Source organism: Ruminococcus sp. RTP21484sp1_RTP21277st1_D2_RTP21277_210401 (assembly GCF_040924225.1).
GTDB classification, from domain to species: domain Bacteria; phylum Bacillota; class Clostridia; order Lachnospirales; family Lachnospiraceae; genus Blautia_A; species Blautia_A faecis.
The window spans coordinates 80,695-106,292 of record NZ_JBCOMJ010000007.1; the positions used below are offsets into that span (position 1 = coordinate 80,695).

Sequence of the window (25,598 nt, forward strand, 5' to 3'; positions counted from 1 at the left end):
CCTCCATCCAAAATCAATTAATTCTGTGTTTTGGTGGAAGTAGGATCCCAGTAGGTTGCACCGCAGCAGGCGCAGGTTACATAGGTGCAGCCATAAAGCGGCTCTCTGGAAGAAGCCTCCGTACTTCCGCATTTCGGGCAGCTGTATCCTACGTCGCAGGAATCACCGCCTGTTACATTGTCCAGCTCATCATCTGAAAGTTCCTGGGTTACCGGGTGTAATCTGGCATACATTTCTTCTGCCTGTACAGCATCAAGCTCCATGCCGTTTTCCTTCGCCAGTTTCTGAAGTTCTTCCACAGATCCGGTTCCCTTTGCAGCTTTTAAAACTTCCTTTGTCATTTTGTTCTCTGCCATAGTCAAATCCTCCTTAAAATTATATTAGATTTACAGCCACCTTTTCCCCGGCAGGTCCACTCCATATGTATCTGCAGTCTGCATCATGCCTGAAAAAATGTGCTCTAAATTTCCATTAAATATCAGTACCCGGATTATAAGCAATTTCCGTATAATTCTCATATTCCTGCAATGCACTGACAGTTTTCTCATAATATCCCTGTCCGAAAAACACACATTTGGAGGGATCTGCCCCCAGTTTGTCCCCGGTCAGCACAATTGCCAGTGCCCGGCATCCTCCCGCACAGTATTTGAAATACTTACAATTTCTGCATTTTCTGTCGTGCTCCCGGATTTTGTCCACAGTCGTACATACCTCACACAGATACTGGCTGTCACTTAGCAGATGCTTCAAAGATTCCTTTTTCACATTGCCAGGGATATCCCCATTCAGTTCGTAGGTGCCAGACAGCTGATGACAGGGAAATATATTTCCATTGGCTGCAACTGCCACCATGCCTCTGACCCCCTTGCATACTGGAAGCGAATCCCTGTATTCCTTTTCCCGGTACAAAACAGGAATCATCCCATAACTGCCAGATACAGGATACAGACGCAAAAACTGCCAGATGATCACATCCATTCTGCAGCCCGTTTTCATATATGCACTGGCAAATTCCAGCATTCTGTCATAATATTCCGTCAGTCCCAGAGCAGCATCACCTGCATTTTCCTTCCACCTTGGGGCCTCCGATGTGCGGATGATGCGCATTTTCCACACCCCAAGGCTGTCCATAAGCTTCGCTGTTTCCAGAAGCGTATCCAGATTGTGTCTGTGCACATTTGTCTGAATCATTACTGGAAAATCATTTGCCCTGCACAAACGGATGGCCCGGATTGCATCCTCCTCAGCTCCTTTTCGTCCACGAAGCCAGTCATGATGTCCGATTCCGTCAAAAGAGATCTTCATTAAAGGACGGATTCCTCTTTCCTTCATCTGGTTCAACACTTCCTGCCTGAGAAAATAGCCGTTGGTATTGATCTCTTCTACATACATTCCTCTTTCATAAATTCCCGTCAGGATGTCCATAAAATTCCTGTGAAGCATCGGCTCCCCGCCTGTGATGGTAAATGCATTTACCCCACATTCCCTCGCCTCATCCAGAAATTTTTCTGCTTCCTTCAGGAACCACTCGCTCATGGATGGGGCATTGTCAGCTGCATTAAAGCAATGAAGACAATTATAGTTACACTTCCCGGTTATCATCCAGTTTACTTTTGGAAAATACCGATTCTCGCAATGTCTGTATTTCTGCCAGTCTGTCAGATTCTCTTCCCCTCTGCAGGGATGAATAAAGCCTCTGGCTGCCATAGTTTCCAATAAATCATCCGCCTCCTGCTCCCTTTTTCCGTCGCAGGAACGCAAAAGCTCAAATTCTTCTTTTTTCAGCCCTTTGGCATATGGACTTCCCTTCCGGTAATATGCATAGGGAACCTGCTGCCAGGAGCGTAAGGCAATCCGGGAATCAAGTATATATCGCATAAAATATCCCCTTATCTCTTTTTATTACAGCGCATCCAGACGCTGCCGTTTTACCAGTTCTGCAAAAAAGCCGTTTTTCTCTAACAGTTCTTCATATTTTCCATCTTCAATGATTTTCCCTTTATCCAGCACAAGAATTCTGTCACACTGTTTAATAGTAGAAAGCCGATGGGCGATTACAATTCTGGTACACTTCAGACCATCCAGGGCTTCTGACACTTTTTTCTGGGTCAGATTGTCAAGGGCACTGGTGGCTTCATCAAGCATAAGCAGCCTGGGTTTTTGTGCAATAGCTCGGGCGATCATCAGTCTCTGCTTCTGTCCTCCGGAAATTCCGCCGGAGCCTTCAGAAATCATTGTATTCATTCCCATAGGCATTTTCCGGATATCCTCTGCAATACCCGCCAGTTCTGCTGCCTCCCAGGCATCCTTCTGTGTCAGCCATGGCGCCGAGATCACAATATTGGAATAAATATCCCCCTGAAAAAGCTTACCATTCTGCATGACTACGCCAATCTTCTGCCTGAGCGATTTCAGATCAATTTTATCAAGATCTTTTCCGTCATAATAAACGGCTCCCTTCATAGGTTTCTCAAATCCAAGGAGCAGACGCATAAGGGTGGACTTCCCGCAGCCAGTCTGGCCTACAATTGCCACATACTGTCCCGGGTGGATTTTCAAAGACAGGTCATCCAGTACAAGAGGCATGTTTTCATTGTACCGGAACGATATATGATTCAGCTCGATCCCGCCTGAAATCCCTGTAATCACCTGTTTTCCGCTGGAAACCTCGGGCACTGTCTCAAAAAGCGACTTTACCATTTCCAGTGTAGGCCTTATCCTTGCTACTGTAAGAGCAATTCCTGCCAATGACAGAAAAGCTCCGGATACCATGCCGTATGCAGTATTAAAAGCATAGTAATCCGCTACGGAAACGCCAGACCGGATTGCTGCGTAATACATCACAATAGTACCCGCAAGGGAAATCCCTGTACTGATCACAGCATTTATTTTAATAAATACAGGAGGATTATATTTAAGTTTTGCTTCTTTGGCATATAAATCTCCCCATCTTGCAAAAGCCCTTTTCTCAGCCCCTGAAAGCTTTATTTTCTGGACACCAGTGATCATGGCGTATGTCATTCCACTTTCTTTTCCTGCAAGCTCCATCTGTCTTCTGGAAATTCCCATCTGTACCAGGGAAGAAATAACAGAAAACGCAACCGTCACCGCTACAATAATCAGCGCCGGTGCCACAAGTGCCGGTGCAAACGCAAAAATCTGTGAGATATAGATAAGGGAAAAAACGGAAGTAATCCCTGTTGTAAATACTGTAGAAACCAGCATATTGCAAAGTGAGTTGATCTGGCTGGCACGGCTGGACAACTCACCTGCGCTGTACTTTCTGAAAAAACTTGCCGGAAGGGACATTACCCGCATCATGGTTGCAGCCTCTACAGACAGGCTCAGCTTCGTTTCCACCCTGGCAGTTACCATCGCACTTACTGCCTCAAAAAGCAGGCTGCTTATTGCAGTGCACACCATAAAAACCGAAATTGCAAAAAACAGCTGCATGCTTCCAGAAGGCAGAACCTCCGAAAAAATAAGCTGGTTGATCTTCGGTGTCAGCATCCCCACAAAAGTCACTGCAAGTGCGGCAAGAACCATCATCCCGTAATCGGCCCCGGAAAGTGTCTCCATTATGTATTTTGCCAGAGAAGGGATTCCCATCTTTTTCATGGGAAAAGGTTTATAAAATGCAAGGGCCTCTTTTTCAAACAAATCTTCATTTCCATGGGTTATCTTTCTTCTTTTTCCAGCTTCAATGTCATAATAGCTGTAACCAGACACTTTTCCGGGAAGAAGAGCTACGATCTTTCCGGTTTCTTTCATAACGCCCAGCATGGCACCAATTGCATCCTTATACCAGCCTTTTTCCAGATAAACCGTGCGGCGCATGATTCCATAGGGGCGCATAAGGTATTCCAGCTGTTCATTCATATCCTCAATGGAATCCGGAACCTCCCTGCTTTTTACATGGTAAAATTTCAGGATCTCATCGATTTCATTCTTGGCAACAATACGGTCGTCATTCAGCGAGGCAAGCACCTTCTCCCCCATAACGGCACCTGCCATTTTCACAAAAGAATCTGCGAAAGCATCGTCATCGCTCTGCTTTCTAAGTTTTATCTGTTCGTCAAACCAGCCCAATGCTTCCGCCTCCTATTCATTTGATACCAGCATGGTGTACATTCCGCCGGCCCTCATAAGTTCTTCATGTGTTCCCCTCTCCACGACTCTGCCTTCATCCAGCACAATGATCTCATCGCAGTCCCGGATGGTAGAAAGTCTGTGTGCGACCACAATACAGGCAACACCTCTGTCCTTTATAGATTTCACCACATTGTATTCTGTTTTTGCGTCAAGTGCACTGGTGGCTTCATCCAGAATAACAATGGTAGGATCCTGTGCCAGAACTCTGGCAATTTCCATTCTCTGGCGCTGTCCGCCTGAAAAATCCTTTCCACCTTCTGTCAGCCTGTACTGATAACCTCCCTCACGCATCATAATATCATCGTGAAGCTGTGCATCCCGTGCAGCCAGGATCATTTCAAAATCTTCGATGGAATTGTCCCACATTTTAATATTGTTCGCTATAGTGTCCTCAAACAAGATAATGTCCTGATCTACCACAGCCAGGGAACCGGTAAACACATTCCGGTCTATCTCTGATATCTTTTTACCGTCAAAAAGGATTTCGCCGCTCCATGGGGCATACAGACCTGATATCAGTTTGGACAAAGTGGATTTGCCGCAGCCGGAAGGTCCAACGAAAGCGACTCTGCTGCCCGGCTTCAGGGACAAATTGAAATCCCTTATCAGCGGCTGGGCAAGCCTGGAGTAGCCGAATGTGACATTTTTCAGTTCAATGTGACCGGATAATTTTCTGTACTCCTCTTCCGGACTGGATTCTGTTTGCAACAGGCTTTCCGAATGATTTTTCAAACAGGCTTCAGGCTCTTTCCCATCTGCTTTTCCCCATATAACGTCTTCCGGATAATTCATAACATCCTCGACACGCTCCATATCCGTACGCATTTCCTGTAAAGTCTGACCTGCTGCGATGAGACTGGCTGCCGGAGCCATAAACGAATTCAGAAAGCCTTGAAATGCCAGGATCATACCCACAGTAAACCTTCCCTGCATTGCAAAAAACACTCCTGTCATCAGAACTGCTGTGTTGCACAGAGTACTGATAAGCCCTGGAAGAAGTCCCAGCACACTGTTCAGTTTCCGGAATTTTACTGCTCCTGTATTGGCTCCGGCCTGATAACCTGCCCATTTTTCAAAAAAGCCATTTTCTGCGCCGGTAGCCTTAATGGTTTCGATCATCTCAATACCAGCCACGGCTGCTCCTGCAAGTTTGCCTGCATTTTTCAGCTGGACACGGGCAATGTTTACCCTTTTTTTCGATATTATGTTAGAAAGAAGCAGATTCAGAAATACAGAGGTTACACCCATCAGCGTAAGAACAGGACTGTACCTTATCATAACCACCAGATAAAAAATCATCATCAGCGAATTCAAAACCAGCGGCGCAAACGTATTCACCAGCCCTTCTGCAACAGAAGCATTGGTATTCTTGCGTACCTGAATATCCCCTGCCATGCGCTGTGAAAAAAATTCTACAGGCATTCTCAGTATTTTCCACATGAATGTGGCATTTCCAACCATATCCAGCTTTCCATTGATTTTCAGGGAATATACCTGCTGAATCCACATAACAGTCAACTGTACCACTCCCATGAGAATCATTCCTATGAGAAAAGGAAATACCCAGTCCGGATTCTCTCCGGTCAGCAGCCGATCCATAAAAATACGGGAAAAAGCAGGATTTATAATGCCGATCAAGGAAGAGATCAATGTAGTAAGGACAACAAATGCAATCGCTGTGCCTGTGCCTTTTAAGCGTCTTTTCGCATAACGAAGTACAGAGGCTGGCTTTCCTCCTGGCTCAAAATTCTCAGAAGGCTCAAACTGCAGACTGATTCCGGTAAAAGCTTCATCAAAAGCCTCCATTGAAACCGCATAGGTTCCTTTGGCAGGATCATTTATAACAGCTTTATTTCCTCGAAAGCCATCCAGTACCACGAAATGATTAAAATTCCAATGGATGATACAGGGAAAACGGCCTGTTTTCTTCAGATCTTCCGGTTCATAGCGGTATCCTTTGGCTGTAAGCCCATAGCTTCTTGCAGCTTTCAGTACGTTTTTTGCACTGGAACCGTCACGGGATACGCCGCATTCGAAGCGAACCTGCTCCAGCGGGATCCATTTCCCATAGTAGGCGAGTATCATGGCAAGACTTGCTGCACCGCATTCCAGAGCCTCCATCTGCATGACTACAGGAACCTTCGCCACCCCTTTTGTGATCGGCTGTTTTACTTTTTTCTCAGCACTCATTATGGTCACCTCAATTTATTACAAATGACATAGGTGACACCCGGTTCGTAACAAGCTCTACCTTGTAGATTCCGTCTGCCAGCCCTGTATGGATGGTTGCTGTGTATACGCTTTCATCCACTGCAAAAGCAGCACTTTCCAACTGTTCCTCTTTTAGCTTCACAGGGATTTCGGATATCTCCGCAATTTCATATTCTTTCCCATCTATATACACTGGAGTTCCTTTTTTGACATTCCGGATATCTGTTTCTTTTATATAACATGTGATTTTTCCTGCTTTTGCAGTTCCCACAGTCTCTGTTTTTGTATCAAGATGACCGAATATCCCCCACACGCACACCCCGGCCAGCAGTATGATGACAGCCGCCAGAATCATCCATATGCCCGGGTTTGCCACCCGGATATAATCGTTCAGCTGCTCCGGGGAGGAAATCCGGTCCAGACTTTTTTTCCGAAATATCTGATCACTCATAACCTGCAGCCTCCTTTTTGCTTATAGTTATTATCTTTCATTTGTCTTGCGTCCCCGCTTTAACTCTATCCTGCATCTCTGTTTTAACTCTATCCTGAAAGCGATTTCTATATACACAATTATTTCCGTCTGTTAATATACCCAAGTTCCCAGAATGCTACTGCACTTGCGGCAGCCACATTTAAGGAATCCACACCGTGAGACATGGGAATTTTCACTGTATAATCGCAATCTGCAATCGTCTGTGAGGAAAGCCCGTCTCCCTCTGTTCCGAGAACAATAGCCAGCTTCTCTTCTGCTTGAAGTGTCTGGTTGTCAATTCCCACAGAATCATCACGCAATGCCATGGCAGCTGTTTTAAACCCCATATTTTTCAGCAGCTGCATTCCCTCTCCGGGCCAGGCAGTTTTTTTCAAAAGTGTTCTGCATTTTAAATCCATTTTCCAATTCTGTTTTCGTTATTTATTCTACTTGTAATTGTAAGAGAATATGGATGAAAATGCAATATATTTGTCCTCAACAGGCAGATTTTTAGAAAAATACAAAAAAAGCCCCGAAAACCTTATAATCACTGTGAAACGTAGTGTTTATAAGGCTTTCAGGGCCTTTAAATACTTAAATTCAGACTTATTAAAATAATATAATAAAAACTTAAGTTAATGGATTATTTACCCATCTGCTTTGCGAAGTATTTGTGAACAGGCTTTATTTATATGGATTTGCGCGGTTCTGCTCATAAAGCTTACGCAAATTTGACGCAACTTACTGAATAAACTGGGGGTTCTGAACTTATTCTAATTCGGAATGGATCCGGCTCTTTTTTTCATACCTACCAGCCAAACGCATCACGAATCAGTGCCCCCGTTTCCCCGTCTATGTAAAACAGTTCCTGTTCGTCCGGGGAATCTTTCCACTGGTAAGGGCAGCGAAAGCTCCAGACAGGTCTGTATGTGATTCCGTCTGCGGTTTCATCAATATAGTATTCCAAACATATTTTTGTAACTGGAATCGTGGTGGATTCTGTTTCCTCCGCAGTGTCCTGTTCCGTGAAGAGACCAATTTTGCCTTCTTTTACATATTGTTCCACTGACTTCATAATTTCTTCCATTGGAAGCATAGTAACTGTTTCTTCCACTTTCAACTGAAGCGGAATCGGTATGTTGAAATAACAGTCTTCAGGCGCAGGGCCAAAGCCTGCAGTTCCCAGATAACCATGCTGAGAAAGCCCGCCCACCGGGATCCCATTCAACAGAATCTCTGTATCGTAATAATCATATCCCTCCGTCATGTTGCTGATTGATTTTCTTACATACTGCTGTTTCCGGATCATATTTCTCATTCGCTCCCGTAGCATCTGAAGGATTTTCTGAGTCTGTTGTTTCCTGTGTACTCTCTTCCGTAGAATCCGAAATGGGTTCTACACCAGTATCTTCCGCCTGCATCTTTCCTTCTTTTCTGTATTTTTCTATAATATCCCGTACTTCATCATTTAACGGAAGGGTTACTGTAAGGGTCTGCGGCGTATATCCTCTGTAAGCATCCTCCGCAGGCAGTGCATAAGCCAGCATTCCTTCTGAATCTGTAAAAGAACCAGTTTTAAAAATCTTTCTGAAAGCTTCATCATCTTTCCAGGTGTAATAGATCCTGCCGTTATAATCCGGATATGCCTGAATGGTCATGGAAACCTCTACCTGGGAATCTTCATTTAATATTTTCTCTGTCAAAGCATCATCATACAGGGTAATATGTCCATAATAGAGATCTTCCCCGTCTATCTTATTCAAAGTTGCAAGTGCATCTTCTCCATTCACTGTCGCATGGTCACGGCAGCTGAGCGTATAATTCTCCACCGCCCCGGAAGGATCTCCAAGAAAGCTGAAACCGCTGCCATCAAAATACGCTTCTGTAACAGACAGCATAGACTGGTTCCAATCCCTCTCCTTTGGCGTTATATGATAAGAAGTCACATCTTCCACATTTTCTGCAGTTGAATCAGGTTCTGTGACAACCATTTGAACAGCTTCCTGTTCTGTAACCCCCTGCTGCTCCAGTTCTTTGTGAAGCCATCCAAGTTTTGTTGCAAGTACGCCGGTGCTGACGCCTAATACAGCAGCCACAGGAAGAAGAATCCGGATTATTTTTTTCTTATTCCCTGAATTTTTTGATCTTCCTTTATCTGATTTTACAATTAGATTCTTCGTGCTGCTCATTCTCTCATCTGGAGAATCCAAAATTCCCTTCAGAACATCTTCCATAGCTTTATCAATATTGTCCGGTATCACAGTTTCTTCTTTTAAAATTTTTCTGATTTCTTTTTCATCCATAGTCTTCACCTCCTGATCACCTTTTTTAATTTTGCTCTTGCCCGGGAAAGTTTGGTTGATACGGTGTTGTTGTTCATTTCAAGAAGATTACCAATTTCCTTTACGGAAAATTCATCAAAATAATAGAGTTCCACGATTTTCCGGCTTTCTTCATCCAGACATAAAAGCAATTGTTTCCATTCGCAGAGATCCAGATCTTCACACTGTACACCTTCTGAGAAATTATCCAGTTCCGCGTCATGGTTCTTTTGACGGAGAATGTCTTTGCATTCATTTATCAGAATCCGCATCAGCCAGGTTTTAAAATATTTCACTTCCCTTAATCCCTGTATCTTTTCATAACAGGACAGGATCGTATTTTGCAGTGCATCTGCAATGTCCTGTTCGTTCCGAAGATAAACCCAGGCAGCTTTATACATGCTCTGCTTATTTATCCGGATCAGCTGAACGAACGCTTCTTTATCTCCATTTTTAGCAGCTGTTACCAAAGCCTCCATTTTATTCCCCCTTTTTGTTTTTATAACTATTAGACTTAAAATATGGGAATTTGCTTTCAAAAATTTTTTATTTTTACAAAACAAGACACAGGCAATCGAAACTTGACTGTCTGTGTCCTTTTTATATCTGACTATCATTCTTAAATGTTATTTTGTACAGCAGTTCAACCCTTTCGTTTACATCTGCCTTCCCTGATATTGCACTGTCAATACAAATACTTTTTTCTTGTTTTCATCAACTTTAAAAATAGCAATATAATTGTCAATGATCAGCTGTTTATATTCTTTTCCGGCATAGCGGCCTACCAGACGGTCCTGGTGCGATTTTGGAAACAGTTCCAGCTTTTTTATTGCCTGCCAAATCCGATCCGTCTGTTCTTTTGCAGTTTCAGGTGACAATTTTTCAAGTGCAATATAAGCATAAATATCATGAATATCCCGGTACGCTCTTGGATACAGCATTATCTCATATTTATCCATAATATTTCTTGTTGAGCTGTTCCATTGCACTTTCTAATGAAATCGGCTCTGCTCCTTCTGTTACTTCCTGTTCTGCTTCATAAATTGCCTGATCAATCTTGTTTGTCTGGGCAAAACGTTCATACAGCTCTGAACTCATTACAACTAAGTCACTATATCCATTTTTCGTGATAAATATTGGTTCCTGCTTTTTATGTGCCAGTTCCGATATTTCACTGGTTTTTCTTAAATCTCTAATCGGCATAATTGTTGGCATAATGAACACCTCTCTTTCTTGTGCTATAATTGTATCATAATTATGAGTCGGTGTAAATTCTTATTCTAGAATTTTTGAAAATTATGTATAAACTTCCAGAAATTTTCCGCCTAAAACTCGCACCACAGCCGCAGCTGTGGTGCATTCTTGTCTATTATTTTTTATAACCTTACGACAACTAAAATCTATTCTTAGATCTCGAAATTTTAATTTTTCCGTTTTAGTATTCTGAATCTGAAAAGACTTTACACCTATGCCTAAACATGACACAATCCAGTCAATCATGTTCTCTTCATGATCCTCAAATGTCAAAATCAACATTTTCCCAATATGCTTCACCTTGCAAACGTTTATATCTAATTTCTAATTCAAATGCGCTATACGTGCCATAACTTCTTCCATTGTAATCTGTCTCACAGTTTTAATCCTGCCATCATCTTCCCGTTTCACTATCAGATATATCTTATTATCTTTTGCCTCCTTGCTTCCATTCTGGTAAAAACTTCCATCCTCGTCCATTAGTAAATGAACTTCTTTTCCATGCCACATCCAGCTACCTGTCGCAGAATCGAGGTCTATGCCATTCTGCTTATATTCCTGAATCTTTATTTCTGAATTAAGATTATCTCCTACTACACAGGTACCCTCTGCTGTTTCCACTGCATTTTCAACTGTATCCTTCTGTTCCGCATAATTTGACACCACATCTTCTGTCACTACTGCTGTTTCCGTCGCTGACCCATCATTGGCTTCCGTTACTGTTTCCTCATCGTAAGCAAACATATGAATACTACTTCCCGTTTCTGTATCCACAGCTTCTTGTTCATAAGATGATTCTTTTCCAGCCGCTGCTTCCAACGCTTCCATTTCCTTTGTCCGCTGGTCATATTCTTCCTGTGTAGCAATCCGAACGCCCGTTAATCTGTAATCGTCTTCCCTTACCGTATAGACATCAATTTCACCTTCCGGCATCTGGATCGACTTATAAGTATCCTCAAGCTGTCGGTCAATCAGCCATCTTACGGTTTTCCCCTGATAATACAGTGTATCACTGTCTGCATCATAAGTAACACCGTAGCATTCAAGATAAGCAAGTTCATTACGCATTTCTTCCTTATGCCAGTCGGATAATTTTTCCTTTTCTTCCTCTGTCAGATTGGAAGATGAAGAATCTTCGGAGATAAATACCTTTCCTCCCATATCATATCCGTAAGTCATTGCCTGCACACTGTAGCCGCATACTGCCACAGATAAGGTAGTTCCCATTAATAAAGCTGCAATTTTTCTTTTCATTGTACATCCAACTCCTTTACATTTTTTATTATGTCCATACCATACCATTGAATTTTGTAATGTAATTGGAGTTTATATGTGATTCGTGTGTGATTTATAGAGAAAAGGAAAAACAAACCCCATCACATGTATTACCCATACGATAGCTTGCTCCATGCTGGTCCAAGATCATTTTTACAATATAAAGACCCAATCCGCTTCCACCAGTCTGGCGGTTACGGGACTGTTCCACACGATAAAATGCTTCAAACAAATGGACTAATGCTTCTTCCGGAATAAACACCCCGGTATTTTCAATCTGGCAATATACCGTCTCGGTATCTGTTCCCGGTTTCAGCAAAACTCTGATATGATTTCCTTTTTCTTCCGGCGTATAACGGATGGCATTAAGCAGAAGGTTAGAAAAAACTTTGTCCATCATCACCGGATTCACATCTGCATACAAATGTTCTGGGATCTCCACTTGCAGTTCCAGTTTTTTATTTTCTATCAGTTCAGCCATATCAGCAATCTGCAAGCGGAGCTGTTCTGCTATATCGGTCTTTTGTGTAATAAATTTGTTATTCTCGATCCGTGAAACAGTCAGAAGTTCCTTTACCATGTCTTCCATTTTTTCTGTGGTTTCCAGTGACCGCTGCAAATAGTAATTTCTGTCCCTGTATTCCCCTACTCCCTGCAGCATTCCGGACAAGTGCCCTTTCAATATTGTAATCGGTGTTTTCAGTTCATGGGACACTGCTGAAAAAAATGCAATTCTCTTTTTCTCTATCTTGCGTTCCATTTCGATATCTGACTTAAGCTTTTCATTTGCACTCTTCAGTTCTTCCAATGCTCGTGAGAGGTTTTTGGAAAGCTCATTCAAGCTTTCCCCTAATACTCCTACTTCATCTGTTCTTTTCCCCTGATAGGAACTGTCAAAATCAAGCGCAGCCATATTTTGAGCCAGTTGACTTAACCTAACGATCGGAAATGTCAAATAAAGGGATGCCCCCAGTGCAAACAATATGGAAACTACAATAGCGATTCCAAGGATATACGGCAGTATCTGATATAATATTTCAAGAGCCTGATTGACTGGCTGCATTCCCCCAGAAACAATCATTGTATATGTTTCTCCACCCACTGTAACGCTGTACCGTTTCACTGCTGAATTATCTCCGACTTCTGCAATTCCATCAGCCTGTTGGACGACATCCTCTGTTACGACGTCCGCCTGGCCGATTACTCCCTCTTCATAGGCCGCATTTTCTTCCTGTACGATAGTGGTTTGCTCTGCGCTATTTTCGTGTGTCAATATCATATCACCCATATAACCCTGCTCTACCACACCATTATCCAATACATCTTCTGTCACGGCTGTACTCTCAGCCGGCCATATCCTATTTCCCTGTTCATCCAAAATCACGACTGAAACTTTCGAACCTGCTTCAAACAATTCAATGGCATAAGAAGCTTCATTAATCGTTTCATAAGAATGAATGGTTTCAATCATTTCCTGTGAAACCGAATCAATATCCTTCTGTAGCTGTTTACTATAATAGGTTGGAAGGAATCCTACAATTACCGCATATGTAATTCCACTGGATACTGCCAGTAAGACAGCAATCAGTGTGCAAATTTTTATGGTCAGACTGTTTTTAATTCTCTTTATCAATCCGGTATCCCACCCCTCTTATTGTACTAATCAGATTTACTCCCAGCTTTTTGCGGATATTCTTAATATGTGTATCCACAATTCGCTCTTCCCCATAATAATCTTCTCCCCATACCATATTTAGAAGTTTCTGGCGTGTCAAAACGATTCCTTTGTTAATCAGCAGAACATATAGCATTTCAAATTCTTTCTGTGTTAATTCAACCTCTATCTGTTCTCCCTTTTCTGCTTTACAAATATAAACATGATGCCCCTTCACATCCACGCTTAACGTTTTATAAGAAATCACCTGCAATTCATCTTCTCTTTGTGTCCTTCTCAAGATTGCTGCAATTTTTCTCAATAAAATGGGTATAGAAAACGGCTTGGTGACATAATCATCTGCATTCATATCAAAGCCTTTGATCTGATACGCTTCTTCATCTAATGCCGTAAGCATGATAATTGGTACATTCGATTCTCTACGGATTAATTCACATACTCCAAAACCGTCTATCTTTGGCATCATAACATCCAACAGCACAAGATCAAACTCGCCATTGTGAAATTTTGCAATCCCATCCACACCATCATACGCCAGTGTAACTGCATATCCTTGATCTATCAAATAGTTTTCTAATATTTTCTGAATGTCATCCTCATCTTCAACAACCAATATTCGATACATAAAATCACTCCCCACAATTTCTTTTTAATATTTCCTGTAATTATACATTAGATATATGGAGTTACGATGGAGTTAATAAAAAATATAGAATTATTTTCACACATAAAATCTATATCATTATAATAAAACCATTTTCTTTTCATGGCAATGCGTTTTAATCATTCCGATGTTACAACATAATTGGCTAAGTAATCGGAACACTACTCCAAGATTGATAGTGGTAGTGGTCTTTCCTCCACCTTCCTGCAGACATTCTGGCTTCACACTGCCATTTTTAAAATCATAAATTTTGTTAACGTGTTTTCGTGTATCTCTGTCAATTCCAAGACAATATACCAATGCTTCATGATATACGTCTTTCCATCTGCATTTAGGCAGATATTCCAAATAGAATTCCTTATGTTCTTTGCTCATAAAAGTTATTGTGCGAGCATCCTCGCCAGCTGCGCCTATCGCTGTACTTGCCATATTGATTTCCTCCTTATGCAATTAGTTTTTAAGTTTATAATTTGATTTTTGAAAATTATGGCGATCTGATGAAACCGCTGATAATTTGAGTAACTTCGCTGAAGATTGCAAGCCTTTGCTTTTACTCAGTTTTTCCTTACTCAATACTCAATTTTTGGAGATTCTTGGTGATTTCCAGCGATGCTTGGCGGTATTTAGGACTTTTTTAGAAAAATATAGAAAAAAGCCCCGAAAACCTTATAATCACTGCGAAACGTAGTGTTTATAAGGCTTTCAGGGCCTTTAAATACTTAAATTCAGACTTATTAAAATAATAGAAAGAAAACTTAAGTTAATGGATTATTTACCCATCTGCTTTGCAACTTCCTCAGCAAAGTTCTCTTCTTTCTTCTCGATTCCGTCTCCGGTCTCGTAACGAACGAAGCCTTTGATTGTGATCTTAGCGCCGTTCTCTTTAGCAACCTGTGCTACATAGTTTCCAACAGACTGTTTTCCATCTTCAGCTTTAACATAAACCTGATCAAGAAGGCAGATCTCTTTAAGCTCTTTCTTGATACGTCCTGTGATCATTCCCTGAATAACCTTCTCCGGTTTCTGGGATTCCTTAGGATCGTTCTGGATCTGAGCCATAAGGATTTCTTTCTCATGCTCGATATACTCAGCGCTTACTTCGCTGTCGCTTGTGTAAAGAGGTTTCAGAGCTGCAACCTGCATTGCAACGTTCTTAGCCATCTCTTTGACAGCGTCGTTTACAACGTCTGTCTCAACGTCAACAAGAACGCCGATTTTTCCACCCATATGTGTGTAGGAAGCAACGAAACCGTTCTCCTCTTTCATCTGAGCGAATCTACGGATGTTCATGTTCTCGCCGATAACTGCGATCTGAGCTGCAAGAGCTTCTTTTACAGTCTTAGTGGTATCAAGTGCCCATGCCTCTGCAAGGAAAGCATCGATATCAGCTGCTGTAGTTGTCAGAGCCTGAGCTGCAACATCTGCAACATACTGCTGGAATTTCTCGTTCTTAGCAACGAAGTCTGTCTCGGAGTTAACCTCAACAACAACTGCGTTTTTAGCATCGTCAGCAACAAGTGTCTTGCAAAGACCCTCTGCTGCAACACGGTTTGCTTTCTTCTGAGCGGTAGCAAGACCTTTCTCGCGAAGAAACTCTACTGCTTTATCCATATCGCCTTCTGTAGCTGTAAGAGCTTTCTTACAGTCCATCATACCAGCGCCGGTCATCTCTCTTAACTCTTTTACCTGTGCTGCTGTAATAGCCATTTTCATTTCCTCCTAATGATAGTGTGTTGTAAGGACCTGTCCGTCAGCTGTGGATATGCCTATGCAGACATAGCTCATTCACAGCTGATGTCCAGAATTTTCACAAATTATTCCTCTGTAGCGAACTCTTCAGACTCAGCCTGGATTTCTCCCTCAGCGTCTGTCTGTCCCTGGTTTGCTTCGATAACTGCGTCAGCCATCTTGGAAACGATCAGTTTTACAGCACGGATAGCGTCATCGTTACCCGGGATTACGTAATCCAGTTCTTCTGGGTCACAGTTAGTATCGCAGATTCCGATAAGCGGAATTCCCAGTGTATGAGCTTCCTGAATACAGATCTTTTCCTTCTTAGGATCTACTACGAAGATAGCATCTGGAAGTCTCTTCATTTCTTTGATACCGCCAAGGTTCTTCTGAAGTTTATCTAATTCTTTTCTTAAAGCGATAACTTCTTTCTTAGGCAGAACATCGAATGTTCCATCAGACTCCATGGTCTCAATTTCTTTCAGTTTCGCAATACGGCTCTGGATAGTCTTGAAGTTGGTAAGCATACCGCCTAACCATCTCTCATTTACATAGAACTGTCCGCAACGCTCAGCCTCTGTCTTGATAGCGTCCTGAGCCTGTTTCTTAGTACCAACGAAAAGGATATTTCCGCCGTTAGCTACGATATCAGCGATTGCATTATAAGCATCGTCAACCATTCCTACAGACTGCTGTAAGTCGATGATATAGATACCATTTCTCTCTGTGTAGATGTATGGAGCCATTTTAGGGTTCCATCTTCTTGTCTGATGTCCGAAATGAACACCTGCCTCTAAAAGCTGTTTCATTGAAATAACGCTCATGTCTTTTTCTCCTTTTGGTTAAATTCTTCCGCATGAATCCTTTTCCTCTCGGACCCAGCCTCACACCGCAGGGCACCATCCTGGGAATCTCCATGCGTGTTTGATGGTTTACAACTTTTGCATTATAACATGACAAAACCCTCCGTGTAAAGAGGGTTTTTGCAAATTTTTACGCTATTTTTAGGCTTTTCAACGTTTTAACAAATTCATTCCCCCGTTCTCCCAACAGGGTTCTTTCATTTCTGCAAAAGCATTTCAGATAAGCTATTTCCCCAGTCTGAGCGCCGCCAGTTCGCCAGGTGTCAGCTCTCGCGCCTGGCCTTTTGGCAGATCATCTGGCAAAGTCAGCGAGCCCATAGAAATCCGTTTCAAGTAGATTACTTTCTTTCCAACCGCTTCCATCATTCTCTTCACCTGATGAAAACGTCCTTCCTGAATAGTCAGAAGGATTTCCGAGCGCCAGGAACTCTTTTCCACGTCTGCTTTATATTCCTCATTATCTGCTTTGACCGTCATTGTTTCAGAGTCACCTTTAACATTTTTTCCTTCGCAATCTTTACCACTGGCAACTCCCTGCTCTGGGTTTTCTTCCCAACTCTTAAGAATCTCCAGCTTTCCCGGCAATGTCAGCTCCTGATCTCCAATATCCACACCTACCCGGATCTTCTCTATATCCTCCGGCACTACTTTGCCTTCCGTCACAGCGAAATAAGTTTTATCCACATGTTTCTTCGGAGAAAGCAGCTGGTGGGCCAGCTGGCCGTCATCTGTAATAAGAAGCAGGCCTTCCGTATCCTTATCCAGACGTCCTACAGGAAAAAGATTCCGCCTGCCATCCTTTGGCACCAGTTCCAGAACCGTCTTTTCCCTGATGTCCTCCGTGGCGCTTACATACCCGGCAGGCTTGTGCAAAAGATAATACACAAATTCTGCCCGGGCGCCCAGGCGCTCTCCGCCAAATTCCACCACGTCCCTCTCCGGGTCTACCTTCAGCTCTGGCTTTTTCGCCGTCTCACCATTTACCTGAACCATTCCCTTCTGGATCAGCTTCTTCACTTCTGTCCTCGTGCCAGCTCCGGAATCTGCCAGAAATTTATCCAGTCTCACTGCTTTTCCCATTTATACTACCTTACCTTCTACTTTATTCCTCGTCCAAAACCTCAAAGGACAATGCCCGCTGAGAATCTTCCTTCATAAATTCCGGAACATCCTTCGCCATGATAGACCAGGCCACCTCTGTTTCCATGCCGTCGATCACAACCTTCAGGCTGTCCCAGCTGTCCAGTTCCTGTTTTTCCCAGAACGGTACCATCTGATAACATCTCAGGGCTTTTTTCAGCTCACTCAGCTGCTCCGGCTTATTGTAAATAATCGGGGAAGAAACTTCATTCTGATTCTCATTCATATAATATTGAACTTCCACAGAACTTAAGTTCACATCATCCATAGAAATAGGATACCCTGTTTCCTTCAAAATTTCAACTGTCCTTTTGAACTGTGGGAATACATAGAAGCATGGAGAAAAAGAATAATCTCCTGTTTTGCCCACTACCATGTCGTCCGTACCTTCCACAGATGGTACATCAGAATAGCCAATGGTCAGGCTTGCGCAAGGTTCCCCTGTCAGCACCTCTGGATCAGCCTCCTCCACATCCTGCCGGAAAGCATCCACCAGCAGCTGTTTCTTCGCCTTATTATCCTGGAAAAGGAAAATTGACTGTCCGGTTATAAAATCACATCTTACCTCATCCACATATTTGTCATCCAGATTCAGAATGGAATAACGCTCAGCCTTCAGGGGTCCCTCAGCCATGCCCTCTTTCCACAAATTCTTTATGTCATCCAGGCTTACCATATAGTAACGATAGATGGCACTTCCTGATTTCAGGTCATACCGTACCTTAAGTCCTAATGTATTTCTAGAAGGATCCCACAGATTGCTGAACCACAATGCTGTGCTGTTTCCTATAATTTCTTTACATGTCTCCTTGCTATCTTTTGCAATTTCTTTTATACTGTCAAAAAGATTCTGGTCAATTCCCAGATCATTTCCCGTCGAATCCCCATTCAAATAATATCCGGAATCCAGCATGGCAACAGTACCATCTTCATTTACTTTCACATTATAAGTAGTTTCCTTTTCGGTATCCACAGATCCGATTGCGATATTTTCAATCTTGTCATAGGAAGGAACATATTCGTCATATCCTGTCAGGTCAAAAAAGAACACACACGCCACAAGTGCTACACATGCCCCATTTATCACAAGCTGGATCTTATGGGAAAAGAATCTCCGGAAATCCCTGTAATAAATAATTTCCATAATACCGCCAGCAAGAAGGGTTCCAAGAATCAATCCAAAAATCCACCAGATCGTTCTGGAACTGTCACTTGACAGCATATAGAAAATAAATCCGATTCCAAGGCCTCCAGGTACCACGATCAGAAATTTTACTACAGTACCGATCCATGGAAAAACAAAAGCCATCCCTGTTCTCTCTGATCTTCTATGTACAAAGGCGTAATATCCAAGACCTCCCAATGCCGCAGTTACCAGAATCACTGCAATCAGTATTCCGCCGTAATTTCCCTCTGCATATTTTTTCACGAAGGTATAAGAAATGGTAAATGGTGAAGCCATCTCTTTCAGCCATTTTACGAAACCATAAGAGCTCTCACTGCGTGTATAATAAAATGCCATTTCATATAAATCCAACAGCACAGAAAGCACTGGTCCATAAGCTACAGCAGCCACCAGAAGCAGCGCTCCCATAAGCAGATGTCCTGTAATGCAGATCACCAGCACAACGGAAAAATACATCAGCAGATACAGCATCAGATGAAATACCATCATAAGGAATGCCAGTTTCATAAGATGAAGACTGAAAAATCCTCTCATCGCCCCGATACAGATGGCAAAAAATTCCATCACCAGATACGGCACCAAAAAGTATAAAAGTGACTGCAAAGTCTTATACCAGAACATTCTGTTTCGTTTCACAGGAAGACTGTGGTAGAAGTCAATTTTCCGCGGTGAATACAGGTACCAGAACTGGCTGATCCCATTAAACAGTGCTGCAAGCGCTGCAACCGCAAGTCCGGTAATCATGAATCCATTCTGCCACAGATTTGCATAAAGAGCATTGATCTCATATCCCATTCCAAACCAGTTTCCCAGCATGATCAGCTCTGCCACCGGAAATGCCAGAAGAAATCCAATGGTCACAAAAGCCGGGATCCACATCATGCCTTTTGATGACACCTTCATATATCTGCTAAAATAAATTTTTGATTTCATAGCCTGCCACCTCCGTCTCGCTGATAAAAATTTCCTCCAGGGTCAGAGGAAGCACCTCCATGAAAAGAGGATTTTTTGCCTGGATTTTCTCTATGATCTCACTTCTGGTTCCCCGGGCCGTTATCATAAGAAGGGAACCCTGATGCTGCACCTTCAAAACCTGAAGTTCCTTTTCCAGTTCTTTTTCCTGCTGTCTTCCACTAAGCACACACTGTATCTTGTGAATGTGAAATTTCATGTCTTCCAGATCTTTGGAAAGAAGAATCCCCCCTTTATGCAAAAGCCCGACATGGTCGCAGATATCTTCCAGTTCGCGCAGATTGTGAGACGCGATTACAGGAGTAAATTCCCGGTTCATGATCTCCGCTGCAAACAGGCTCTTTACCGCCTGACGCATTACCGGATCAAGGCCATCAAAGGTCTCATCGCAAAACAGATATTTCGTTGCCGCGCACACACCGATGATTACCAGAACCTGTTTTTTCATACCTTTGGAAAAAGTTGCAATTCTGCGATTTTCTTCCAGATGAAATTGTTCCATCAGTTCATGGAAAAGCCTGGTTCGAAACTGAGGGTAAAAGTTCCGGTAAAAGCGCACCAGATCCATTGCTGTATAATTTGCCGGAAAATAACTGTCATCTGAGATATAGAAAAACAGTTTCTTTGCTTCTTCATTTTCATACACTGGCATACCGTCAATCTGGATTTCCCCTTCATCTGGCTTTATAATTCCAGCCATCATCCGAAGCAGGGTGCTTTTCCCGGCGCCGTTACTGCCTACAAGACCAAACACTTCCCGCACTCCAACATCCAGAGTTGCTTTATTGACCGCTTTGACAGTGCCAAACGCCTTACTGCATTCTTTGACTTCTATCATGGCTTCTCCTCCTTGTAACACTCCCTAATAATGTAGATCAGCTCTTCCGCTTCCATTCCCATAGCCTTTCCCTTCCGGATCAGGGTTTTCAGTTCTTTTATATAGGAAGCTTTGCTAAGTTTACGCACTTCTTCACTGTCTGCGATAAAGTTTCCTGTTCCTTTAACCGGGTAGATCAGTCCCTCCTGTTCCAGCTGCATGTAAGCACGCTGGATGGTGTTTGGGTTGATCGATAATTCCATGGCCAGCTGCCGCACAGAGGGCATTCTGGAGCCTGGCTCCAGTACTCCCATCAGGATCAGATTCCGAAATTTCTCCTCCACCTGCTCGTACAGTGGCCTTCTGTCCTGATAATCCAAAACGATCATAGACATGCTTCCTCCTTTCTAAGTGTATTAATACATTTAATACACTTAAGATAGCATATGTGTACTTTAAATTCAAGACGGGAAATTCTTAAATGTTTATAAAGTGGAATGCGCCAACAAAAAACCTTCTCACAATCTCCCCTGTTTTTCCAGGATTTTGTAAGAAGGTCTTCTATTTTTCTTAATATATTTCTGATTATGCTTTATATCAGCCTCGTACATCCTCGTTTCTGATAATTCTTATAGCATCTCCAGATACCATAAGTTCCTGCAAAAACAAGAAACAGATTCAGTGCAATTACGGATGTGGCTCCTGTATGATCCAGCATGTACAGCATCACATCACTGACCAGCAGGCTCCAGATATTTGCCCCCATATGAAGAAATACACTGGCAAACAGATTTCCTCTCCATTCCAGGATCAATGCGAAAAGCAATCCCATAATAGTTGCATACACTCCCTGGAGCAGATTCATATGGTAAATTCCAAATGTCAGTCCTGAAAACAGTGCAGCTGTGATCACGCGCATATTATCTCTCATACGAAGAAATACCAGCCAGCGGAAAATAACCTCTTCTGCAAAAGGTGCTGCAATCCCCATCCAGAAAATCAGACTCCAGATACTTTTCCCCTCGGAAATCAAGGACTGAGTTTCCTGATAAGCTTCCGGATTCAAATATTGCTGAAAAAGCCCTACCAGAATGTTTCCATATTGACCAAGAAATGCGCCAATTATAAGAAACCCCAGAATTTCAGGAACAGGAAGGTGACGATCAGCTGCAGGATATAATATCCCGGTTTCTTTTCTTCTTGAAAAATCGCCCCGATACAACAATATGCAGGGAACTGCAGCCAAAATCCCTGTCAGACCAGTCAGCATAAGCACATGCTGGTAATATGCACTCATATCTGCGCCAGTCCGCTGCACCAGAAAATACAGTCCCAGATAGGAGACAAGCTGGGAAAGCACAAAATGGATTCCCACCGGATACAGACACTTCCATGCCAAAACCGGCATTTTCTGTTTTCTTCTGGGGCTCAGGCGAAAAAATCCAGTATTTCCTCTGCCGAATTCACAATTTTAAAAGGATGGGCATTTTTCAGTTCTTCTTCGGTTCCGTACCCATAGGAAACTGCAATGCATTCCAATCCGGCGCGTCTTGCCCCAAATACATCATGCTCTTTATCCCCCACCATGATCACCTGGTCACGGTGTTCAGAAAATCCCAGCCGCTTCAGAGTTTCCTCGATCACCTCTGTCTTATTGGTTCGTCTACCCTCAGGCTCACTTCCAACCATCTCGTCAAAATAAGAATCAATATGGAAATATTCCGCAACGATCTTCACGAAATTCTCTGGTTTGGAAGACGCAATGGCAAGCTTGTATCCTCTTTGTTTCAGTCCGGATAACATTTCCGGAATGCCAGGATACAGTTCATTCTCATAAATCCCCACTGGTGCGTATCGTTCTCTGTAAATCTCAACTGCCTTTCTTGCTGTTTCTTCGTCAATTCCCGCATATTCCTGAAACTGCTCCAAAAGGGGCGGTCCCACAAAAATGCGCAGCTTCTGAAGATCTGGTTCTGGTTTTCCTACCTTCTCCAGAGCATATTGTACGGATTTGGTGATTCCCTCCCCGGAATCGGTGAGAGTTCCGTCCAGATCAAATAAAATAGCTTTGTACATCTGTGTTTTGCCTCCTGTACCGTCATGTAATTTTTGTCGTTGATTTTTCAAGTCTTTCGCTATATGGGTGTTAATTATAACATCATTTCTTTATAACGTCCAGATGGCAAAATCTTAGTTAATGGTTACCATTCACTCCATGACCAGTAACAATTGATGCACACTTTCAAAACTCCCATATAGGCATATGCACAATTCTTCTCCCATCTATTACAGCAATCACTTTCACAGTATTTTCCTTCGCTGTAATCGGCTGGTCAAATATAAGGGTATCCCCCTCCTGGTGCCAGAAAATCTCATCACCATTTAAGTTCAAAGACAGAATTGTAACATCCTGCTCACCGGTAGTTCTTATAACTTGTATTTCAGGATATTCATTTACAGGGACTGTTTCTTCGTGTACAAAACGTATTGTGCTATTTTTATTATCATTTATGTTATTGTTTTTATTTGTGTTTTCATTTTTTTCTCTATTTTCATCATTTTTGTTATAGAATCCAAGTCCATGAGATATCTTTGTCATTCCTACTGCTGTAAAAACCGTGCCGGCTCCTGTGAGCTTCAAATGCTCACTGGTATTTTCTTTTTTAGGACTTTCCGTAATTTTTGCTTTGGACCTATCTGCTTTTTTCCGATCAGTATTCTTTGTTTCTCTGGCAGTAATCCTGCTTTCACTTATATTTTCATCTGCTGCGGTATCTTCTGACTTTTCTTCTTTGCTTTTTGAGCTATCCTTCTTTACACGGGGAGTGTTTTTTGTAGTATTGCTTTTAGACTCAGTTCCATTGGCACTGTTGTCTGCATTTATATTCGTTTTCTCATTCTCTGCGTTTTTGTTTGCCGATGAGGCTGCCGTGACACTGTTTTCTTTCTTGTTTTCTTTTGGTCTTCTCTCAGAACCCGCAGCTTGAGGTTTTTCCCAGCCCTCTTTATCACCTGTGTTGTCACCGTTCTCAGTTTTCGACAAGCCAGCTCCCGCGTTGCTATTACTGTTATTGTTATTATTGTTATTATTGTTGTTACTGTTATTATTGTTGTTACTGTTATTATTCCCGCTGTTGTTATCGTTACTGCCGCCGCTATTGTGACTGTTATTATTACCGTCATTTTCTATGTCATTACTGCTATTACCGCTATTCGCGCTGTCATTATTGCTGTTGTTATTACTTTCATTACCATTACTGCCCCCATTTTCTTTCTGCTCTGGCTCCGTAGTTTCCTGATTTCCTTCAGCCTCCTCCCAATTATCAAATATACCTTCATCAGCACCAATATCGATATCAAATCCTCCAAATTCTCCACCATAAGTGTAAAGTATACCAACTTTGGTAATAAGTAAAATCACTGTCACCATCAGATAAATTCCAGGTTTCCGAAAGTTATTCCAGATGCTGTGTGAATATATACCTTTTCGATTTGAATTTTTCGCAATTTTTCTCCTTATGCTTCTCCATCTTTTCATTTTCCCTCACCTGTTTCACTTTCCATCTGTTTTTCCCAGATTTCAACGCTCTTACAATCCGTCCCATCTGCCTTACTGCTTCTGTATAAAACATAAAGTCTCCTGCTGGAATTCTTCTGACCTCTTCGCAAAAGGAACAGTCCATATTTCCCATACCCTTCTGCAAATTCCGGCGCATACAAAAGCAGCTGCTCATAATACACGGCTGCCCGTTCCCACTCTTTCTGAAGTTCCGCATTTACCGCCAATAATAAAAGCAATTTTCTCTGCTCTTCATCTTTCGTATATTCTTTTTGCAGTTTTTGCAAAGCACTTTCTGCATGCTCGCATTTTTTAAGAAGAAATTTATCTGCTTCTTTGTCTGTACTTTTTTTATCCGCTTCTGCTGCAAATTTCTTTGACAACAAAGAAGACTCATTTTCCTCTATCTCGTAATATCCTTTCGTTACTTCTGCCAATGCACTTTCGAAAGCTGCCTGCTGCTCTGATCCTGCAAGAAATACACCTGCAGCCAGCAAAATCCCCGTAGTTCCAATCACCACCGCTGCATTTTTTCTGGCAAGCCCTTTTCTTTTTCCTATACCAGAAAGCATTTTTCTTGCCTGTGCCGCATTTTCAAATCGTCTTTTCCCCTGAGGCCGGGTACATTTATAGAGAAACAAAGCAAACCCAGGAACTTTCCACAAAACAGATAACCAGTTTTTTCCTGCCAGCGCCTGTAATGTTTTTCCCAAAGCATAAAGATCACTGGAGCTGTTTACTTTTCCCTCATATTGTTCTGGAGCTGCAAAGCCTTCTGTTCCCATACAGATCCGCTGATTTTCTCCAAATCCAAACACCGCGCTCCCAAAATCCACCAGATACAATTTGCCCGAATCTGAAAGCATAAGATTATCCGGTTTCAAGTCCCCATAATATACCGGCGGCTTTTGCCCATGAAGATATTCCAGAACTGCAAGCACAGTGTCTCCGTGGGAAAGAAGCTCATCCACTGCAAAAACATGTCCCTCCTTTAACATCTGTCCAAGGGACTTTCCACGAATATATTCCATGATCAGATAACAGTGATCTCCATTTTCCACATAATCTACCATCCGTGGAATGGATGGATGTTCCAGAAGCCGCAGCAGTCTGGCTTCACGCTTTTTCTCAAGGGGAAGTTCTTTTACTGCCCAGTAATTTCCAAGCTCCATATCCCTGGCAAGGTACAAATGCCCTTCCCCGCCTGCGCCCACCTGCTCCAGGATACAGTAACGCATTTTCAAGATCATACCTGTAAGATTGATGATAATCACCTCTTTTTCATAAAAACATGTAACTATTTTCA

At 42.5% G+C, this 25,598-nt stretch carries 25 protein-coding genes and 1 pseudogene; all 26 read right to left on the minus strand.

All coding sequences use genetic code 11. From position 1 onward, the window contains the following. Nucleotides 1–17: 17 nt before the first annotated feature. The gene (locus AB5706_RS06915; protein WP_368365954.1) at nucleotides 18–356 is read right to left on the minus strand and encodes a hypothetical protein; all 339 of its coding nucleotides are present in this window, start codon (nucleotides 354–356) and stop codon (nucleotides 18–20) included. Between the two features lie 115 nt (nucleotides 357–471). Then, the gene (locus AB5706_RS06920; RefSeq protein WP_173772045.1) at nucleotides 472–1,878 is read right to left on the minus strand and encodes a radical SAM/SPASM domain-containing protein; all 1,407 of its coding nucleotides are present in this window, start codon (nucleotides 1,876–1,878) and stop codon (nucleotides 472–474) included. A 24-nt stretch (nucleotides 1,879–1,902) separates the two neighbouring features. Continuing rightward, the gene (locus AB5706_RS06925; protein WP_173772046.1) at nucleotides 1,903–4,089 is read right to left on the minus strand and encodes an NHLP bacteriocin export ABC transporter permease/ATPase subunit; all 2,187 of its coding nucleotides are present in this window, start codon (nucleotides 4,087–4,089) and stop codon (nucleotides 1,903–1,905) included. A 12-nt stretch (nucleotides 4,090–4,101) separates the two neighbouring features. Continuing rightward, complete coding sequence (locus AB5706_RS06930) at nucleotides 4,102–6,342, minus strand: NHLP family bacteriocin export ABC transporter peptidase/permease/ATPase subunit (RefSeq protein WP_368365955.1); 2,241 nt, start codon at nucleotides 6,340–6,342, stop codon at nucleotides 4,102–4,104. A gap of 10 nt (nucleotides 6,343–6,352) precedes the next feature. Continuing rightward, nucleotides 6,353–6,814 carry a hypothetical protein gene (locus tag AB5706_RS06935; protein ID WP_173715916.1) on the minus strand — a complete coding sequence of 154 codons (462 nt, stop codon included), beginning with the start codon at nucleotides 6,812–6,814 and terminating at the stop codon, nucleotides 6,353–6,355. Between the two features lie 119 nt (nucleotides 6,815–6,933). Next, nucleotides 6,934–7,215, minus strand: a pseudogene (locus AB5706_RS06940) (TrmH family RNA methyltransferase); the annotation flags it as partial. A 428-nt stretch (nucleotides 7,216–7,643) separates the two neighbouring features. Continuing rightward, on the minus strand, nucleotides 7,644–8,144 hold the full coding sequence (locus tag AB5706_RS06945) for a hypothetical protein (RefSeq protein ID WP_226837628.1): 501 nt from the start codon (nucleotides 8,142–8,144) through the stop codon (nucleotides 7,644–7,646). Continuing rightward, nucleotides 8,086–9,138 carry a hypothetical protein gene (locus tag AB5706_RS06950; protein ID WP_227199046.1) on the minus strand — a complete coding sequence of 351 codons (1,053 nt, stop codon included), beginning with the start codon at nucleotides 9,136–9,138 and terminating at the stop codon, nucleotides 8,086–8,088. The genes AB5706_RS06945 and AB5706_RS06950 overlap by 59 nt, the downstream gene beginning before the upstream one ends. Nucleotides 9,139–9,143: 5 nt before the next feature. After that, on the minus strand, nucleotides 9,144–9,635 hold the full coding sequence (locus AB5706_RS06955) for an RNA polymerase sigma factor (protein ID WP_173772047.1): 492 nt from the start codon (nucleotides 9,633–9,635) through the stop codon (nucleotides 9,144–9,146). Between the two features lie 177 nt (nucleotides 9,636–9,812). Beyond that, nucleotides 9,813–10,115, minus strand: a complete 303-nt coding sequence (locus AB5706_RS06960) for a type II toxin-antitoxin system RelE/ParE family toxin (RefSeq protein ID WP_173715914.1) — start codon at nucleotides 10,113–10,115, stop codon at nucleotides 9,813–9,815. Continuing rightward, nucleotides 10,108–10,371, minus strand: a complete 264-nt coding sequence (locus AB5706_RS06965; RefSeq protein WP_118579486.1) for a type II toxin-antitoxin system prevent-host-death family antitoxin — start codon at nucleotides 10,369–10,371, stop codon at nucleotides 10,108–10,110. Before AB5706_RS06965 ends, AB5706_RS06960 begins: the two co-directional genes overlap by 8 nt. Nucleotides 10,372–10,452: 81 nt before the next feature. Continuing rightward, on the minus strand, nucleotides 10,453–10,683 hold the full coding sequence (locus AB5706_RS06970; protein WP_368365956.1) for a hypothetical protein: 231 nt from the start codon (nucleotides 10,681–10,683) through the stop codon (nucleotides 10,453–10,455). A gap of 51 nt (nucleotides 10,684–10,734) precedes the next feature. Beyond that, on the minus strand, nucleotides 10,735–11,664 hold the full coding sequence (locus tag AB5706_RS06975) for a hypothetical protein (RefSeq protein ID WP_173771875.1): 930 nt from the start codon (nucleotides 11,662–11,664) through the stop codon (nucleotides 10,735–10,737). 94 nt (nucleotides 11,665–11,758) lie between these two features. Further along, nucleotides 11,759–13,318, minus strand: a complete 1,560-nt coding sequence (locus AB5706_RS06980) for a sensor histidine kinase (RefSeq protein WP_173715912.1) — start codon at nucleotides 13,316–13,318, stop codon at nucleotides 11,759–11,761. Next, nucleotides 13,302–13,985 (minus strand): response regulator transcription factor, encoded by a 684-nt coding sequence (locus AB5706_RS06985; protein ID WP_173718324.1) that lies wholly within the window; start codon nucleotides 13,983–13,985, stop codon nucleotides 13,302–13,304. Before AB5706_RS06985 ends, AB5706_RS06980 begins: the two co-directional genes overlap by 17 nt. A gap of 117 nt (nucleotides 13,986–14,102) precedes the next feature. Continuing rightward, nucleotides 14,103–14,453, minus strand: a complete 351-nt coding sequence (locus AB5706_RS06990; protein ID WP_118579471.1) for a DUF6075 family protein — start codon at nucleotides 14,451–14,453, stop codon at nucleotides 14,103–14,105. Between the two features lie 339 nt (nucleotides 14,454–14,792). Further along, complete coding sequence (tsf, locus tag AB5706_RS06995; RefSeq protein ID WP_173715911.1) at nucleotides 14,793–15,731, minus strand: translation elongation factor Ts; 939 nt, start codon at nucleotides 15,729–15,731, stop codon at nucleotides 14,793–14,795. Between the two features lie 107 nt (nucleotides 15,732–15,838). After that, on the minus strand, nucleotides 15,839–16,579 hold the full coding sequence (rpsB, locus tag AB5706_RS07000) for a 30S ribosomal protein S2 (RefSeq protein WP_118579468.1): 741 nt from the start codon (nucleotides 16,577–16,579) through the stop codon (nucleotides 15,839–15,841). Nucleotides 16,580–16,843: 264 nt separating this feature from the next. Beyond that, nucleotides 16,844–17,698 (minus strand): pseudouridine synthase, encoded by an 855-nt coding sequence (locus AB5706_RS07005; RefSeq protein WP_368365957.1) that lies wholly within the window; start codon nucleotides 17,696–17,698, stop codon nucleotides 16,844–16,846. A 22-nt stretch (nucleotides 17,699–17,720) separates the two neighbouring features. After that, nucleotides 17,721–19,877, minus strand: coding sequence for a DUF6449 domain-containing protein (locus AB5706_RS07010; protein ID WP_368365958.1), 2,157 nt, complete (start codon nucleotides 19,875–19,877; stop codon nucleotides 17,721–17,723). Then, nucleotides 19,855–20,754 carry an ABC transporter ATP-binding protein gene (locus AB5706_RS07015; RefSeq protein WP_342981266.1) on the minus strand — a complete coding sequence of 300 codons (900 nt, stop codon included), beginning with the start codon at nucleotides 20,752–20,754 and terminating at the stop codon, nucleotides 19,855–19,857. The genes AB5706_RS07010 and AB5706_RS07015 overlap by 23 nt, the downstream gene beginning before the upstream one ends. Further along, nucleotides 20,751–21,128 (minus strand): GntR family transcriptional regulator, encoded by a 378-nt coding sequence (locus tag AB5706_RS07020; protein WP_330382706.1) that lies wholly within the window; start codon nucleotides 21,126–21,128, stop codon nucleotides 20,751–20,753. Before AB5706_RS07020 ends, AB5706_RS07015 begins: the two co-directional genes overlap by 4 nt. Nucleotides 21,129–21,325: 197 nt before the next feature. After that, nucleotides 21,326–22,141, minus strand: a complete 816-nt coding sequence (locus AB5706_RS07025) for a CPBP family intramembrane glutamic endopeptidase (RefSeq protein ID WP_118579453.1) — start codon at nucleotides 22,139–22,141, stop codon at nucleotides 21,326–21,328. Nucleotides 22,142–22,161: 20 nt separating this feature from the next. Then, nucleotides 22,162–22,809 carry an HAD-IA family hydrolase gene (locus AB5706_RS07030; protein WP_148461902.1) on the minus strand — a complete coding sequence of 216 codons (648 nt, stop codon included), beginning with the start codon at nucleotides 22,807–22,809 and terminating at the stop codon, nucleotides 22,162–22,164. Between the two features lie 166 nt (nucleotides 22,810–22,975). Next, the gene (locus tag AB5706_RS07035) at nucleotides 22,976–24,271 is read right to left on the minus strand and encodes a hypothetical protein (RefSeq protein WP_173770082.1); all 1,296 of its coding nucleotides are present in this window, start codon (nucleotides 24,269–24,271) and stop codon (nucleotides 22,976–22,978) included. Next, nucleotides 24,268–25,566 carry a protein kinase domain-containing protein gene (locus tag AB5706_RS07040; protein ID WP_173771888.1) on the minus strand — a complete coding sequence of 433 codons (1,299 nt, stop codon included), beginning with the start codon at nucleotides 25,564–25,566 and terminating at the stop codon, nucleotides 24,268–24,270. Before AB5706_RS07040 ends, AB5706_RS07035 begins: the two co-directional genes overlap by 4 nt. Nucleotides 25,567–25,598 lie beyond the last annotated feature (32 nt).